This is a genomic window from Capnocytophaga canis, from assembly GCF_043187445.1.
Classification (GTDB): Bacteria; Bacteroidota; Bacteroidia; order Flavobacteriales; family Flavobacteriaceae; genus Capnocytophaga; species Capnocytophaga canis.
The window spans coordinates 1140341-1157585 of record NZ_CP171121.1 but is presented as its reverse complement, the minus strand read 5'-3'; the positions used below and the strand labels follow the sequence as shown (position 1 = coordinate 1157585).

The 17245-nt window shown below is 36.9% G+C and carries 12 protein-coding genes; 5 read left to right on the top strand and 7 right to left on the bottom strand.

Translation table 11 applies throughout. From position 1 onward, the window contains the following. Nucleotides 1-341: 341 nt before the first annotated feature. The 3 genes from ACF3OB_RS04975 (at nt 342) to ACF3OB_RS04965 (ending at nt 4768) form a co-directional block, all read left to right on the top strand. Nucleotides 342-2603: a GH92 family glycosyl hydrolase gene (locus tag ACF3OB_RS04975; RefSeq protein ID WP_392448603.1), complete on the top strand. Its 2262-nt coding sequence runs from the start codon at nt 342-344 to the stop codon at nt 2601-2603. Nucleotides 2604-2706: 103 nt separating this feature from the next. Continuing rightward, nucleotides 2707-4473, top strand: a complete 1767-nt coding sequence (sppA, locus tag ACF3OB_RS04970) for a signal peptide peptidase SppA (RefSeq protein WP_392448601.1) — start codon at nt 2707-2709, stop codon at nt 4471-4473. A gap of 94 nt (nt 4474-4567) precedes the next feature. After that, nucleotides 4568-4768 (top strand): hypothetical protein, encoded by a 201-nt coding sequence (locus ACF3OB_RS04965; RefSeq protein WP_042006441.1) that lies wholly within the window; start codon nt 4568-4570, stop codon nt 4766-4768. Nucleotides 4769-4826: 58 nt separating this feature from the next. Here ACF3OB_RS04965 and ACF3OB_RS04960 read toward each other — a convergent pair whose 3' ends face one another. Then, nucleotides 4827-5948, bottom strand: a complete 1122-nt coding sequence (locus ACF3OB_RS04960; RefSeq protein ID WP_172914615.1) for an adenylate kinase — start codon at nt 5946-5948, stop codon at nt 4827-4829. A gap of 166 nt (nt 5949-6114) precedes the next feature. Continuing rightward, complete coding sequence (locus ACF3OB_RS04955; RefSeq protein WP_392448599.1) at nt 6115-8121, bottom strand: family 20 glycosylhydrolase; 2007 nt, start codon at nt 8119-8121, stop codon at nt 6115-6117. Between the two features lie 171 nt (nt 8122-8292). Between ACF3OB_RS04955 and ACF3OB_RS04950 the strand changes: the two genes are divergently transcribed. After that, nucleotides 8293-10575: an NADP-dependent malic enzyme gene (locus ACF3OB_RS04950; RefSeq protein ID WP_172919670.1), complete on the top strand. Its 2283-nt coding sequence runs from the start codon at nt 8293-8295 to the stop codon at nt 10573-10575. A 372-nt stretch (nt 10576-10947) separates the two neighbouring features. On the opposite strand, the gene ACF3OB_RS04945 is transcribed toward ACF3OB_RS04950, so the two are convergent. The 4 genes from ACF3OB_RS04945 to fbp form a co-directional block, all read right to left on the bottom strand. Continuing rightward, a complete protein-coding gene (locus ACF3OB_RS04945) occupies nt 10948-11712 on the bottom strand; it encodes a UDP-2,3-diacylglucosamine diphosphatase (RefSeq protein WP_172914604.1) in 765 nt (254 codons plus the stop codon). 12 nt (nt 11713-11724) lie between these two features. Next, nucleotides 11725-12177 carry a 6-carboxytetrahydropterin synthase gene (locus ACF3OB_RS04940; protein ID WP_042005881.1) on the bottom strand — a complete coding sequence of 151 codons (453 nt, stop codon included), beginning with the start codon at nt 12175-12177 and terminating at the stop codon, nt 11725-11727. A gap of 141 nt (nt 12178-12318) precedes the next feature. Further along, the gene (locus ACF3OB_RS04935) at nt 12319-13560 is read right to left on the bottom strand and encodes a M48 family metallopeptidase (protein WP_392448596.1); all 1242 of its coding nucleotides are present in this window, start codon (nt 13558-13560) and stop codon (nt 12319-12321) included. Nucleotides 13561-13651: 91 nt separating this feature from the next. Continuing rightward, nucleotides 13652-14668, bottom strand: coding sequence for a class 1 fructose-bisphosphatase (fbp, locus tag ACF3OB_RS04930; protein WP_042005879.1), 1017 nt, complete (start codon nt 14666-14668; stop codon nt 13652-13654). A gap of 130 nt (nt 14669-14798) precedes the next feature. Here fbp and ACF3OB_RS04925 point away from each other — a divergent pair, with 130 nt between their 5' ends. Next, nucleotides 14799-15779, top strand: a complete 981-nt coding sequence (locus ACF3OB_RS04925) for an acyl transferase (protein WP_392448595.1) — start codon at nt 14799-14801, stop codon at nt 15777-15779. A gap of 132 nt (nt 15780-15911) precedes the next feature. Here ACF3OB_RS04925 and nhaD read toward each other — a convergent pair whose 3' ends face one another. Continuing rightward, nucleotides 15912-17237 (bottom strand): sodium:proton antiporter NhaD, encoded by a 1326-nt coding sequence (gene nhaD, locus ACF3OB_RS04920; RefSeq protein ID WP_095912269.1) that lies wholly within the window; start codon nt 17235-17237, stop codon nt 15912-15914. Between the last annotated feature and the right edge of the window lie 8 nt (nt 17238-17245).

Here is a 17245-nt window from a genome sequence, read left to right as displayed (position 1 = left end):
ACATTTTTTTGTTGTTTTATTATAAATATGTTTTTTTGATTGCTATAAGCGAGAAATATTTATAAAATAGTAAATTATTTATTTAAAAATAATCATTGTCATATATAAATTGCAAATAAATTGCTTTTTTGAGAATGTAATATTTTCAATAAAATATTCTTATTTATATTAATTCTATTTTGATAAGACTGAGAAAAATGTTTTTTTGATGCGATGCTAAGAAAGGGAATTTAAATTCTATTTTGCACATTCACATGGACATATTTCCCAGAAATAAGATTATTTTTCTTACCTTTGCCACTATGTTGTTTACTGAGAATAATATACTAAAATAATAATTTATGAAACTACACAAGATTGTTTTGTCAGCATTGTGTCTGTCGGCAACTGTGTTAACAGCACAAACCCCAGCGGACTATGTAAATCCGTTTATTGGAACCTCTAACTATGGGGCGACTCATCCAGGGGCAATTGCTCCCCGCGGAATGTTGAGTATTTCACCCTTTAACGTTGCATTTGACACTAAGGGAATCAAAGATCCATTGGAAAAAGACAGTCGTTGGCTATCGAATCCTTACGTAAATGAAAATAGATTTTTAACAGGTTTTACGCACGTTAACTTGAGTGGTGTAGGTTGTCCAGAGTTGGGGGTTATCATCACCATGCCGACTACGGGGGAGTTAAAAACGAATCATTTGGACTATGGAACTACTTATTCGAACGAAAAGGCTTCGGCAGGATATTACAGTACGCATTTGACAAAGTATAACGTGAAAGCCGAGATGACAGCTTCAACAAGAGCCGGGGTGAGTCGTTATCATTTTCCGAAAGGGGAAGCAAACATTTTGCTCAATTTGGGTTTAGGACTAACCAATGAGCAAGGAGCGATGGTCAAAATCGTTTCGCCAACCGAGGTGGAGGGAATGCGGATGGTGGGGTCATTCTGCTACAATAGTCCGGAGTTGGCTTATCCCGTTTATTTTGTTGCAAAACTCTCAAAACCTGCAATGAACTACGGCGTTTGGCATAAACCAGAAACGTACAAGGGAGTGGAAGCCGAGTGGATGTGGTACAATGGCGATGTGCGTTTGAAAGAGGGTTTTTCCAGAGAAGTAGTGGGGGATAGCATTGGAGCGTATTTCCGATATAAGTTTGATAAGGAAGAAATAGTGGAGGTGAAAGTAGGTATTTCCTACGTAAGTATTGCTAATGCTCGTGAAAATTTAGAGAAAGAAATTGGCGTAAAAACCTTTGCGGATGTCTATCAACAAACTAAAAACGAATGGAATAAACAACTTCACGCACGTGTTGAAGGAGGTACAGACGACCAAAAAACAATTTTTTATACAGGGTTGTATCATGCTTCAATACATCCCAACGTATTAAATGATGTGAATGGGGATTATCCTCAGAGCAAAACTAACAAAATAGGAAAGTCTAACAACCGATACACCGTTTTTTCTTTGTGGGATACTTATCGTAACTATCACCAATTGATGACCTTACTCTATCCTGAACAGCAATTAGGCATGATAAAGTCAATGTTAGATATTTATGACGAGAGCGGTTGGTTACCCAAATGGGAACTTAATTCCACGGAAACGTTTACTATGGTTGGAGATCCTGCAAGTATCGTTCTGGCGGACACATACTTACGAGGATTGACGAATTTTGATGTCGAAAAAGCGTTTCAAGCAATGCTGAAGGGAGCAAATACCTTAGAGAAAAATCCAATACGTCCGGGTGTAGCCGAATACTGGAAATTAGGCTATCTGAGTGTGGATGGCGGTGTAGCAGGGCCTGTTTCTACCACACAGGAATATAACATTGCAGATTTTGCAATTGCTCAATTGGCGAAAAAATTAGGTAAAAAATCTGATTATGAGCGTTTTAATAAACAAGCGTATTCTTACAGAAAGTTGTTTGATAGTCAAACTAAATTACTTCGACCCAAGTATAGCAATGGCAAATGGTATGAACCTTTTAATCCTGCAAGTGGAGCAAATTTTGAGAAAAACGTAGGCTACATTGAAGGAAATGCGTGGCAATATGTATACATGGTAACTCACGATGTGAAAGGAATGATAAAAATGATGGGGGGTGAGAGAGCTTTTGAAAAACAGCTGGATCATATCTTTGATTCCAAGCAATATGATATGGCAAATGAACCTGATATTGCTTATCCTTACTTGTATAACTACGTTCGAGGAAGCGAATGGAAAACTCAAAAAAGAGTACACGACCTCATTGAAGAGTACTTTCAGAATAAACCCGCAGGATTACCAGGTAATGAAGACACAGGGGTAATGTCAGCTTGGTTGATTTACGGAATGATGGGATTCTATCCAGTAAGCCCTGCAGAGCCAATATACACTTTTACAGCTCCAAAATTTAATAAAATCATCCTTTCATTGGATAAAAAATATTATCCAAATGGTGAATTGATTATCGAATCAAACGCTTCTCCTGAAAATGTGTATATAAAACGTATTCTTATTGATGGGAAACCTTACAAATCGTATTTTATAACTCATGAAGAGCTAAAAAAAGCTAAAAACATACGATTTGAATTGGATAGAAAGCCTTTGAATACAAAAAAATAATGCAAACAAGTTCTAAATAGGATACTTAAATAATCATACAGAACAAAAATTACGACGTATATAATATTTTTAACGAATAACAAAGGATAAACAGATAAAACAAATGACTTTTTTAAAAAATGTATTAGCGACCATTCTCGGATTTTTTATATCCTTGGGGATATTTTTCATTATTTTTCTCATATTTATGTCAGTAATGATGTCATCGATAGGGTCGACAGACAGTGCTGCGGTGATTGTGAAAGACAATTCAGTGTTAGAATTGGAGTTTAAAATGCCTTTAAGAGATTATGGTGAAAAGGTTTATCTTGAAGATTTTGATTATACCATTGAAGAATACAACGGCTTGAACAGCATTCTTAAAGCAATTAAACATGCCTCAACTGACAGTAAAATAAAAGGTATTCTTTTGAAAAGTTCAGGTAATCTATCGGGATTGGCTTTAGTTCGGGAATTACGTGTTGCTTTGGAGGATTTTAAAACTTCAGGTAAATTCATCTATGCCTACAATGATGTAATTCCACAGTCAGATTACTACTTGCAAACGGTAGCGGATAAGATTTATGTAAGTCCGTTAGGAAAATTGAATTTCAGAGGATTGTCATCTGAAGTGCTATTTTTTAAAGATTTACAGGATAACACAGGAGTGTCAATGGAAGTAATTCGCCATGGAAAATACAAAAGTGCTGTAGAACCGTTCTTAGACAATAAAATGAGTGATGAAAATCGACTACAAATCAAAGAGTTATTGAGCTCAGTTTGGGATATTATTGTTCAAGATATTGCTAAAAGTAGAGCCATTTCAGTGGAAGAGCTGAATGCTATAGCGACTAATTTGGAGGCCAGAACGCCACAATTAGCTTTGAAAAATAAGTTGGTGGACGGAGTGCTTTTTCAAGATGAGTTTGATAGTATGCTTTGTGAGGCAATGAAAGTTTCTGAAATTGAAGATGTTAATTATATAAATATTGAAGAATATACCGAGAGTGTTTCTAAAAAATATGCCAAAAAGGCAAAAGACAAAATTGCAGTTATCTATGCCGAAGGTGAAATCATGTATGGTAGCGGCAGTTCCAAAATTGTGGGAGATAAAACCATTGTAGAATCTTTGCGAAAAGCTGTGAAAAATAACGATGTAAAAGCCATTGTGTTACGCGTTAATTCTCCAGGGGGAAGTGTGTTAGCTTCGGAGTTGATTCACAGAGAGATAGCTGTCACAAAACAGCATAAAAAAGTGTATGTTTCTATGGGAAACTACGCAGCTTCGGGCGGATACTACATTGCTTGCCATGCTGACAGAATTTTTGCCGAAGCGGGAACTATCACAGGGTCGATAGGTGTTTTCGGAACCGTACCCAACGTTAGTAAATTAGCAGAAAAATGGGGAATCAATGCCGAACAAGTGACTACACATCCTAACGCATTGGAATACAGTCTTTTTGAAAAACCATCTAAAAGTTTCATCGAAGAAAATACGGAGTCAATTGAGCAGATTTACGAACTGTTTTTGGAGCGAGTGGCATCAGGTCGTGGCATGACCACCGAGCAAGTCAATGAAATTGCACAAGGACGTGTATGGAGTGGCAAAGATGCGTTGAGGTTAGGTTTGATAGATGAAATCGGTACGTTAGATGATGTGTTGAAATTCGTTGCCGATGAAAGTGGTTTGGAATCGTACAGTGTGGTGTCTTATCCATTGTTTAAGACCAGCTTGAAAGAAATGTTCGGCACTTATGCGATGTCCTTAAAATCTCATTCGTTACAAGAAGAGTTAGGTAAAGAGGCATATCAAATGTACGAGAAAATCAAATTGTTATCGCAACAAGAAGGAATTCAAGCACGTATGCTTTTTGATATTAGCTTAGATTGATTCTAAGTTTTATCAAAACTTTAACGTTTTATTTTGTTTTGTTTCTTTTTTCTTTCCTATCTTTGTGAAAAGAAAACGTCAAAACATTAATACTATGAAAAGACCGATGGTTGAGTATGCTAAGTTAATTCTGTCAAAAGTAAGTTTTAATTCAGAACTCTTCTGTAAGGAACTCAACAAAGCCTTAGACAAATTACTACCTTACGAACAAGAGGAGTTGAAAGTGTGGTTAGATAACTACACCAAAGACAAACCAGAATTGATTGATTGTGTGGTTTCTATAAATAAAAAGTAGAATTTTAATTGTTAATCAGAAAAGGCTGTCCGAGAACTATCAGACAGCCTTTTCGTTTTTATTTTTCCAAATTTTCAATAGCCTCGGAAAGTCGATTCGTGATTTCTTCGATACTTCCTATTCCATTGATGGCATGGTATTTACCTTGCTTTTTGTAGAATTCAATCAGGGGAGCCGTTTTTTGATTGTACTCTACAAATCGATTTCTGATTTTACTTTCATCTTGATCATCGGTACGTCCGCTCACCTTTCCTCGCTCAACAAGGCGTTGGATAAGAATTTCGTCATCTGCTTCTAATGCTAATGTTCCATGAATTTTAATTCCTTTGGAAATTAAGAATGCATCCAAAGCCTCTGCTTGTGCAATGGTGCGTGGAAATCCGTCAAAAATGAAACCTTTCGCATCTGGATTGCTATCAATTTCTTGTTGTAACATCTGTATGGTTACCTCGTCGGGTACTAAATCTCCCTTGTCCATATACGATTGTGCTAGTTTGCCCAGTGGAGTTTCATTTTTGATGTTGTATCGGAACAAGTCTCCAGTAGAGATGTGTACCAAATTGTATTTTTCTTTCAGGAAAGTAGCTTGTGTACCTTTTCCTGCTCCTGGTTTTCCAAATAAAACTAAATTTGTCATTGTCAAAGATGTGTTTAATTGATATACATGAGGTAAATTTCGTCCTAATTCGTCATAGTCAAGTCCGTAGCCAACGATAAATCGGTTGGGAATAGGCATACCAACGTAGTCTATTTTCAAGTTCTTTTTGTAGGCATCAGGTTTGAAGAAAAGTGTTGCAATGCGCAAAGATTTCACGCCTTTATTGTGGAAAATACGATAGATTTCTTCGAGTGTATTTCCTGTGTCGATAATATCTTCCAATACTACCACATCGCGTCCTTCGACTGAAATATCCAAACCGATGAGCTCACGTACTTTCTCAGTAGAGTGCATTCCCTCGTAGGACGATAGTTTTACAAACGTTATTTCGCAATCTGCTTTGTAGTTACGTACAAAATCGGATGCAAACATAAATGCCCCGTTAAGCACAGAGACAAATACAGGAGTTGTATCTTCCATGTCTCGAGCTACTTCTGAAGTCATTCGTTGAATAATTTGCTGTATTTGAGCCGCATCAATGTAAGGTTCAAATGATTTGTCGTGTATTTTTATGATTTCCATAGAAAATAAATAAAAAACAAAAGTACGAATTTTTCTCAAAAAAACAATCGTTTTTAATCTTATCGCTGATTTTTTACATTAAGGGACTTGTTGTTAAAAGGTATTTCATATTTCCGACTCTGTGTGTCTGTTTTTTTAGTTTTGTATGCTCTGTTTATTATTATAGTTATTGCGTTTTTCTGTCAGCGTCGAACCTGAGCTGTTGTATTTCGTTTTTACCGTCCAAGCTCACGAAAGCAAAATTAAAATGCCATTTCACTAAACGAACTTCTGGAGTTGAGAAATGCCCGATAGGGAGTTTCAATAGTATCTTGTTCCAACCTTTCTTAAGGATTACGGGAATAGGAGGGCGTACCTCAAAATTCTCGTTTGTCAATGGCGTTTCATTAGATTTTTGGGTGTGTGATGACTGCCAATTAGGTGGGTGTATTTCAGAATTGTTTATCCAAACACGACTTTCTTTGTAGTCCCATTTTCCTTGTGGTGGAGGTAAATCTTTTTCTGACCTACTGTAATTCTGAGTGCTTATCCAAAGTCCCACTTTTTGTCTTTTAGGAGAGTATACGTGCGTATAGGCATATGCCGTATGATTGGGTAGAGGATTTTCGTACAATGACTTTACGATTTTTCCCCAAACATGTCTTAAGTAGATGCCTCCGCCGATTGTTTTTTGTGTGTAATAGGTTTTGCCTTGATGGGTATAGCTATTCGACAGTTCTTTTTCAGGAGGAAAAGACCTTGTTAAATCACCTTCGTTTGGGAAAGGATCTGTGATGGTCCATTCCATGTGGGTTTGTTTTACGTAAGCAAAGGGTAGGTTGTTAAAATAGTTATTTTTATGCCACAGCATTCGGCGTTCGAAATCTGCAAAGGCTATGAAATTGAGATCTTTTTTTGATGATAGGATTGTACCTTTGTTGTCAAAATATTCTGTGCCACCGCCTAACCAGGAGCGTTCTGCCAAGGCTAACATTGATGGGTAAAAATTGTTTTGAATCAGTATTTCCCGTTCATTAGGAATAAAGCGATCGTTCCATACAGCAAGTATACATCCTGCGTAGTTGTCACTTCCTTGGGTAACGTTTAGAATACGGCTGTTGTACAAAGCGATTATATCACCAAAAGCATCGAAGTGATTGAGATAGTGAAATCGAGAGTCAATCGCAGGGATGTCTTTTTGTACTTTTCCACGGTAGCTCCACAATTGAGTCATGTCAATATTGCCTACTTTGTAGTTCCAACCAGGATTCCATGAGATTACTTTTTTACCTCGTTCACGAATGAATTGCACCATGTTGGGAACAAAGTTTGGATTTGTGAATTCCACCTCATCTGTGCCAATGTGAAAGTACGGCACATCGAAATAAGGTAGCATTTCATCCAAAAGTTCTTTCAAAATTTTCATACCTTCTTCTGATTGCATATCGTGGTTAAATGCTTTACGAAAGGCCAAACTATGCCCAGGCATGTCAATTTCAGGGATCAGTATCATATTGTGTTGTTTGCAAAATTCAACCAATTCTTTAGCTTCATCAAGAGTGTAAAACTGCCCGTGCGAACGCTCATAGCTGGAAAGATGGTTTAGAATGGGGTGTTTTTTACTTTCTAATCGCCACCCTTGGTTCTCAGTTAGGTGCCAGTGGAAAACGTTGATTTTGTATTGTGAAAGTATGGAAATTTCTTTTTTTAATTCTTCCAAAGAGATAAAAGTTCGCCCTACGTCTTGCATAAATCCACGAAAACGAAAAGCAGGGAAATCTAGTATATAGCAACCTTGAAATTCAGTTGTATTTCCTTTATTTGTTGCCAGTTGCCGTAGAGTTTGCATAGCCCAGTACACCCCTTTTTCCGTGGTCGATTCGATTAGTATTTTGTCTTTGGAGATCGATAATGTATAAGCCTCTTCTTTGTTGACTCTAGCTTGAGGGATATCATTGACAAGCTTTACTTCAATGAGTTTGTTAGCCTTATCGGATATAGTTCCTCTCATTTGTTTGATGAAATTTTGCCACTGTGTTTGCAAAACGGGTGTAGAAAGTCGTACTTTATGCAAAGAAAAAGATGAATTGTTAATCTCTATTAGCTGAGGCTTAGGTAGTAAGTGGTTAACACCCGAAATAGCATAGGAATAAAAAGTTAATAAGCAAATCAGGGATGTAAACATAAACTTCATAACATGGATTTTACAGGGACTTTATTATTTGATTACAAAGATACATTTTTTAAAATTAAAAAAAGTTGAATTTTACCGTCTAATTCATATTTTCCTAAAAATTATTGCTTATTATTTGAAAACATTCTACTTTTGCGGATAGTTTTATTGATTTATTATTATAACATAAACATGAAAGATAACAGAAAAAAACAAGAGGCGTTGGACTATCATCAGTTCCCCAAACCTGGAAAAATAGCCATTGTACCTACTAAAAAATATGCTTCGCAACATGATTTGTCATTAGCATATTCCCCAGGTGTAGCAGAACCTTGTTTGGAAATTGCTAAGGATAAACAAAACGTATATAAATATACTTCAAAAAGTAATTTAGTTGCCGTGATTTCCAATGGAACTGCTGTGTTAGGTCTGGGGGACATTGGCCCTGAGGCCTCCAAACCTGTAATGGAAGGTAAAGGTTTGTTATTCAAGATTTTTGCTGACATTGATGTATTTGACATAGAAGTAGATGCTACTGATATTGACAAATTCGTGGAAACGGTCAAAGCCATTGCCCCTACGTTTGGAGGTATTAATTTGGAGGATATTAAAGCTCCTGAGGCTTTCGAAATTGAACGCCGACTGAAAGAGGAACTCGATATTCCGGTGATGCACGACGACCAACATGGAACAGCTATCATATCTGCAGCAGCCTTAAAAAACGCTTTAGAAATTGTTAAAAAAGATATCCATCAAGTAAAGATTGTAGTCAATGGAGCGGGAGCAGCAGCCATTTCGTGTACCAGACTTTACATTGCTTTAGGAGCAAATCCTAAAAACATTGTGATGTGTGACAGTAAAGGTGTTATCCGTAAGGATAGTCCTAATCTGACAGAGCAAAAGGCAGAATTTGCTACGGATAGAAATATCCACACCTTGGAAGAAGCAATGAAAGATTCAGACGTATTTATCGGATTATCAAAAGGAAATGTAGTGAGTCCAGAAATGTTGTTGTCAATGGCAAAAGATCCTATTGTATTTGCCATGGCGAATCCTGTTCCTGAAATTGACTATCAATTAGCAGTGAATACGCGTCAAGACATTCTGATGGCAACGGGACGCTCTGACTTTCCCAACCAAGTGAATAATGTGTTAGGATTTCCGTTTATTTTCAGAGGGGCTTTGGACGTACGTGCCACCAAAATCAACGAGGAAATGAAATTGGCGGCTGTTCATGCTCTGGCAGATATGGCAAAGAAAACGGTTCCCGATCAAGTATCGCTAGTTTATGGCAATGAAAACCTTTCTTTTGGACGTAACTATATCATTCCTAAGCCTTTCGATTATCGATTGATTTACGAAATTCCACCAGCGGTGGCTAAAGCAGCAATCGAATCAGGAGTGGCACTAAAACCAATTACGGACTGGGATGCTTATCGTGAGGAACTTATCGAACGTTCAGGTAAAGGTAGTAAGGAAATCAGATTATTACAAGACCGAGCCAAACGAAATCCAAAACGAGTGGTATTTCCTGAAGCCGACCATATTGAGGTGTTGAAAACTGCCCAACGGTTGTGTGAAGACGGCATTGGAATTCCGATTCTTTTAGGAAGAAAAGAAATCATTACCGAACTCAAAGAAGAAGTTGGCTTTACTGCTGATGTAATGATTATTGACCCTAAAACAGATACTGAAAAATCAAGGAGAGAGGCCTTTTCAGAAGTCTATTGGCAAAAACATCAGCGACGTGGCGTTACTTTGGTTAGTGCAGAACGATTAATGCGTGAACGCAACTACTTTGGTGCAATGATGGTCAATACAGGAGAGGCCGACGCAATGATAACGGGCTATTCTCGATCGTATCCATCGGCTATTCGTCCAATTTTAGAACTTGTAGAGAAAGAGGAAGGAGTGAAACGCATTGCTGCAACCAGTATTATGATGACTCAACAAGGGCCTTTGTTTATTTCTGATGCAACTATTAATGTTGATCCTTCCGCTGAAGACTTGGCCAATATCACTTTAATGACTGCAAAGGCTGTGAAAATGTTTGGTATAGAGCCTTCAATCGCTATGCTTTCTTATTCAAATTTCGGATCTGCCAGTTCAAAAAGTACACAAAAAGTACGTGAGGCAGTAGCTTATTTACATAAAAATCACCCCGATTTAGTTGTTGATGGAGAAATTCAGGCCGATTTTGCTATCAATCCAGAGAAGTTAGCTAAATCGTTCCCCTTTTCAAAACTAAACAATGGAAAAGGAGCTAACGTATTGATATTCCCAAACTTGGAGTCAGCTAATATTGTTTATAAAATGCTGAAAGAAATACAACAGTTGGATACCGTTGGGCCTATCGTTTTAGGTCTTAGTAAACCGATTCACGTAACTACTTTGGGCTCAAGCGTTGATGAAATGGTCAATTTAGCAACTTTGGCCGTGGTTGATGCACAAGAACGAGAACTCCGAAAGAAATAATTTCTCACATATAAGACTTGAAGCTGTCCGAAAAGGGTTGTTTTTAGCAAAATATTAAAAATAAAATACTTATTTTCAATGGATTAAGTTTTGTGAAATTGCTAAAATTTGACTTTTTGGACAGCCTCAGTTTTTTTGAGTAAAAATCTATGTGTCAATAGGATTCCAGTTCCCGCAGTCAAAAGATGAGTTTAAATAAATACTTGATTAAAGTAAATTAGCACAAAGATTAGTTATCAACATAAAAAGGAAAAGTTGAATCTGATTATATCGTAAGACGCTCAGATGTGTGATTCTACGAAATATTGAAAACTTAAGAACCAAACAAATCAGATAAATCGTTCTTCAGTCCAGAATCAATCTTAGCGAGAATTACTCATCCCATTTTTCCAAACGCAAACTATTTCCATCAAATACAGCATAAGTGAAGTAATGAATCCAATCACCTGTGTTGACGTAAGTTGCTTTATCATTAAGATGAATTTGCATAGGTAAGTGGCGATGTCCGAAAAGAAAATAGTCGTAGTGTTGGGTTTCTAATTTACGTTTGCAGTATAACACCAGCCATTCTCTGTCTTCTCCTAAAAATTTGACATCTTCATTCCCCGAAATTAATTTATTTTTAACAGACATATGCTGAGCTAATCGCACTCCAAAATCAGGGTGTAACCATCGGAAAAACCACTTGGCAACAGGATTCGTGAACACTTTTTTCATACGTTTGAATCCCTTGTCTCCAGGTCCCAATCCATCACCATGTCCTACAAAAAAACGTTTCCCATTGGCGGTAAAACTTAAAGGTTTGTGAAAGACAGGTATTCCTAATTCATTTTGAAAATAATCCTCCATCCAAAGGTCATGATTGCCCACGAAAAAATAAATAGGAATGCCACTATCACTTAACTCGGCTAATTTCCCTAAAGTACGGACGAATCCCTTTGGGACCACTGTTTCATATTCAAACCAAAAATCAAAAAGGTCTCCCAAGAGAAAGATAGCTCCTGCATCGGTTTTGATTCGGTCAAGCCATTGGACGAAACGTTTTTCACGTGGACGACTTGCTACAAAATTAGGTGCTCCTAAGTGATTATCCGATGCAAAGTATATTTTTTTATCACCTGCTAATGAGATTTCCATAGCGAAGAAATTTTACAAATTGTCGTTAGCAAACCATTCAGCATACGAACTCTCCGTTTCCTGTAAACGCAACGAAAACAGCGTAACATTACTTGGCAAATGTTTTTTGATACGTTCTGCAAAATCGACAACCAAATTTTCACTTGTAGGTTGATAATCTACAGTTATTATATGGTGTTCTTTATCTATAAGTTCTTGAGCAAGAGTTAAATGAGGAGAATTTCCATTAAAAACCATGGCGTGATCAAATACATCGATAATCTCTCGTTTTACAATTTTTTTCAAATCGCCAAAGTCAATAACCATTCCAAATTTCACATCGGATGGATTAGTAATAGGTTCTCCAATAACAGTAACGTGGAGTTTGTAGCTATGTCCATGCAGGTTTTTACATTTGCCATCATAGCCATAAAGAGCATGTCCAGCTTCAAAGTCAAACTTTTTGGTGATTCGTATTTTTGCCATTATTTGATTAATTTTAGTACGCAAAAATACGCAAGTTTTAGCGATATACAATCAAATCTGCTGTAAAATGTAATATCAATTCAGCATCCGTTCAAGCAATCAAATGCAGTTTTGGGAATCATTGAAAAGTATATAGTGTCTTTACATTTCTTTTTGTAAATGAATTACGCGTTGATAAAGTGTTGGATGTGAATAATTTAAAAACACGTTCCATGAATGTGGAGTCAGATTACTAAGGCTGTTACGAGACAATTTTTTCAAAGCAGTGACCAAGTGCTCTGCCGTACCCATAGTCGTTTTGGCGTATTCATCTGCTTGATATTCGAATTTTCGAGATATGTAGTTAGAAATCAAACTCGTAACCGTTGAAATAGGACTGTAAAGCAATCCAAAAGCTAACAAACCGATATGGAAACTATGCGTTTGCACTCCTAAAGCTTCCGAAAAAATAGAATTTTCAATAGCTAAAGACAACACGTAGAGCGTTATCCCTGTTAGAATTGTCGATTCTAATATATTGAAAAGAATGTGTTTATGTTTGTAATGTCCAACTTCATGAGCTAAAACAGCAACAATTTCATCTGTAGTAAGGTCTTTGATGAGAGTGTCGTAAAGAGTGATTTGTTTTGTCTTTCCGAACCCTGAGAAATAAGCATTTGCTTTGGTCGAACGTTTTGAACCGTCAATCACATAGATGTTTTTCAGCTGAAAACCAACCTTTTTTGCATATTCTTCAATGGCATCACGCAATTCACCTGCCTCCAAGGGGGTCTGTTTGTTGAACAATGGGACAATCAATCGAGTATATAGAAACGCCATCGCTACCGAAAAACCACTGACTAACAACCAAGTATAAATCCAAAAATATGTACCCACCCAAAGGTAAAACCACACCACTAAAGCCAATATCCCTCCGCCAATAAATAGAGTCAGAGCCTGTCCCTTCAAAAAGTCCGTAAAAAATAAGGTACGTGTGCTTTTATTAAAGCCATACTTTTCTTCAATAACAAAGGTAGCATAATACTCAAATGGCAAAGCTATTAAGTTGCTAATCAGCATCAGTATTCCGAAAAACAATAAAGAAATAACTATTTCATTTTCAAAATATTGACCTATAAAACCATCTAAAAAGGCGAAACCATCAAGACTCAAAACCACCAAAGTCAGAGCGAACGACAACCACGAGGAAAAGGTTGAAAAACGATGTCCCTCAAACTTGTAGTTTTGCGATTTTTCGTATGATTCAGTGTCATAAACATCTGCTAACACCTCTGGAATCGGATCTCTAAATTTTCGAGCATTTAGTGTTGAAATCCATTCGTCTAACAAATGTTCGGCAATAAATATAGCCAGTATTAGATAAAATAAGGTTGTAGCGTCCATTTTTGATATATTTTGAGGAGCAAAAGTACGGATTTTCTCCGAATAAGTTCTGTTTGAAAGAAATATCTAACTTATTAACCCCAAAATTAAATCATTCTCTCGGATATTTCGCCATAAATTCTTCGGCTTTTTCAACCATATTCACTGAGCCACAAAAAAATGGCACTCGCTGATGTAAGTGGTCTGCTTGAATGTCCATAATGCGTCGATACCCATCGGAAGCTTTGCCTCCTGCTTGTTCGGTAAGGAAAGCGATAGGGTTACATTCGTAAAGTAATCGCAATTTTCCGTGAGGAGTACGTGTTCCCGACGGATAGATATAGATTCCACCTTTAAGCATGTTTCTGTGAAAGTCAGAAACTAACGAACCTATGTAACGAGATGTATAAGGTCGGTCACCTTCCAATTCTTGACAATATTTTATATAGTCTTTAACTCCCTGAGGAAAATGTACATAGTTCCCTTCATTAATGGAATAAATAGATCCATCTTTAGGGAATTGCATATTTGGATGCGAAAGGTAGTACGTTCCGATGGAAGGATCGAGTGTAAAACCATTAACTCCTCTACCAGTTGTGTACACCATCATTGTAGAAAGTCCATAAATGATATAACCTGCGGCTACTTGTCTATTTCCAGGTTGCAAAAAATCTTCCAACTGCACAGGCGTACCTTCAGGAGTCACACGACGATAAATAGAAAATATCGTTCCGACAGTTACGTTCACATCAGAGTTACTGGAGCCATCAAGAGGGTCAATCAGCACTACATATTTACTCAAATGGCTGTTTTGAGAGGGTTCTACTGAAATAAAAAATTCGTTTTCTTCCGAAGCAATTCCACAAACTACTTCACGCTGTGTTAAGGCTTTGATAAAAATTTCGTTGGCAAATACATCTAGTTTTTTTTGTACTTCGCCTTGTATATTTTCCTCACCCATGTCGCCCAAAATATCCTCCACCAAACCTGCTTTGTTCACCTCACGATTCACAACTTTTGAAGCCAAGCGGATGGAACTCAAAAGTCGAGTCAACTCTCCTGTAGAATATTGAAAATCTTTTTGATTTTGGATGATGAATTCACCCATTGTTTGATACGTTTTAGCCATGTCTTTAAAGTTTTGAGTTTTATGGTATCAAAGTTAGCAAAAAACATAAAGAATACAAAAATGTTTATCCATTATTTTCTACATTTTTTTTCGTAACTTCGCGTTTTGTAAAACAATCGTGCATCACAAAATGTCCTTAGAAGATCGTATTTTTTCTATCAATAACGAGATAGATTTCGAAAATATAAGCTTGGAAGTCTTTGAATATCAGTTTAATCACAACTTAGTATATCAAGATTTTTGCACCTATTTAAAAAAAACACCTAAAAATGTACGCTCTCTATTTGAAATTCCTTTCTTGCCGATAGAGTTTTTTAAATCACATCGTGTTTTTTGCGGACAAGATTCTGAACAACAGATTTTTACAAGTAGTGGCACCACAGGGATGCTAACATCAAAACATTATGTAAAAAAAATGAGCGTTTACGAAAAAAGTTTCCGAAAGGGGTTTGAGTTGTTTTATGGCAATCCATCCGAGTATGTGATTTTGGCTTTGCTTCCTTCGTACTTAGAACGAACTGGTTCTTCTCTCATTTACATGGTAGAAGATTTAATTCAGCAATCAAACAATTCTAACAGTGGTTTCTATTTGAATGAGTTACAATCTTTAGCTAACCTGCTAAAAGCATTGGATGAGGCAGGAAAAAAAATATTACTCATCGGAGTATCCTTTGCACTACTGGATATGGTCGAAAAACATTCGTTTTCATTAAAAAATACCATCATTATGGAAACGGGAGGTATGAAAGGGCGTCGTAAAGAGTTGATAAGGGAGGAATTACATCATATTTTATGTAATGGATTTGGTGTTCAAGCTATTCATTCAGAATATGGTATGACGGAATTACTTTCACAAGGTTATTCCTGCGGGAATGGCATTTTTAAAACCGTACCTTGGATGAAGATTTTAATTCGAGATACTAACGATGCTCTTTCTTTTCAACCTAATAAAAAAACGGGTGGGATTAATGTAATTGATTTAGCAAATTTACAATCGTGTAGTTTTATTGCTACACAGGATTTAGGCAGACGCCTTTCTGACACAGATTTTGAAGTGTTGGGAAGGTTCGATAATTCAGATATTAGGGGGTGTAATTTATTAGTTTTGTGATAAAAATCCGAAAAGTTTTGTTTTAGACAGATTCGGCACTGAAATACTTCGTATTCTTCGAAAGTGACACACTAATCGTGATGAACAAACAAAACTTTCCGGATGGTGTATATTTACTTCTTTAGTCGGATTTTATTCGAACACATGAAAACTCTCTAACACGATGAGGGATAAAAACCCAGCAATAAAACCTAAGAAAGCCAACCACAGGATGTTTTTCAAGTACCAAAAAAAGTCTATTTTTTCCATTCCCATAGCAGCCACTCCTGCCGCCGATCCGATTATGAGTAAACTTCCTCCAGTTCCAGCTGCAAAAGCAATAAAATGCCACAAAGCACTATCCACAGGCTCTTGGAACATCCCAATACTTGCTGCTACTAACGGTACGTTGTCAATCACCGATGATCCCATTCCAAGAAGAGCCACTACAATATTCTGATTTGGAACCGCTTCGTTTAATACATTTGCAAAGTTGAATAAAACACCCACGGATTCCAAAGCGGCAACTCCCAATAAAATACCTAAGAAAAATAAAATACTTGATATTTCAATACGCGACAAAGCTCTGTGTGTTGAAAATGAAACAGCTGCATCTTCATTTAATTCTTTAATAGGTTTCAACAGCTCGGAGAAAAACCACATGGTTGCTAAAGCAAAAAGCATCCCGATGTAAGGAGGTAGACCCGTAACGGATTTGAATACAGGTACAAAAATAATGGACGCAAAACCAATAATCAACACTGGAGTACTACTTTTAAAAGCCTGTGTCTTGTCAGACCGCGGAATGTCCAATCGCCCTTGGAAAACGGGTAAGAATGATGCGATAGCAAAAGGGACAACAAAGCATATAATAGAGGGAAGTAACACATATTCTGTGAGTTTAGCTGCAGTCACTTTATTTGCCATCCAAAGCATCGTCGTAGTTACATCTCCTATAGGTGACCATGCTCCTCCTGCATTAGCAGCAATCACAATGAGTGAAATGTACCAAATGCGTTCAGTTTTGAATGGTACTAATTTACGCATAATTGTAACCAAAACGATGACTGTTGTCAAATTATCAATCAATGCGGAAAGGAAAAAAGCGATAATCCCGACAATCCAAAGTAAGCGTTTTTTTCTACGTGTTTTGATGATTTTTTTTATAATTTCAAAGCCTCGGTGCATATCAATTACCTCAACGATAGTCATTGCTCCGATAAGAAAAAAGAGAATTTCAGCTATTTTTCCCAAATGATGTAACAAAATGTTGTCAATAGCTAAGTCGTTGTTTGTAGGGTTAATAGCGTGAAGGGCTTGATCTTCGATTTCATAGACAGTGAGTCCTCCCATTTTTAAAATAGCCCAACAAATCGATGCCATCCCTAGAGCTGAGATGGTTTTGTCAATCTTCACCTGATGCTCAATAGTGATAAAAAAATAGCCGATAAAAAACACAGCAATCAACAAAATTTCCATAGAATGTA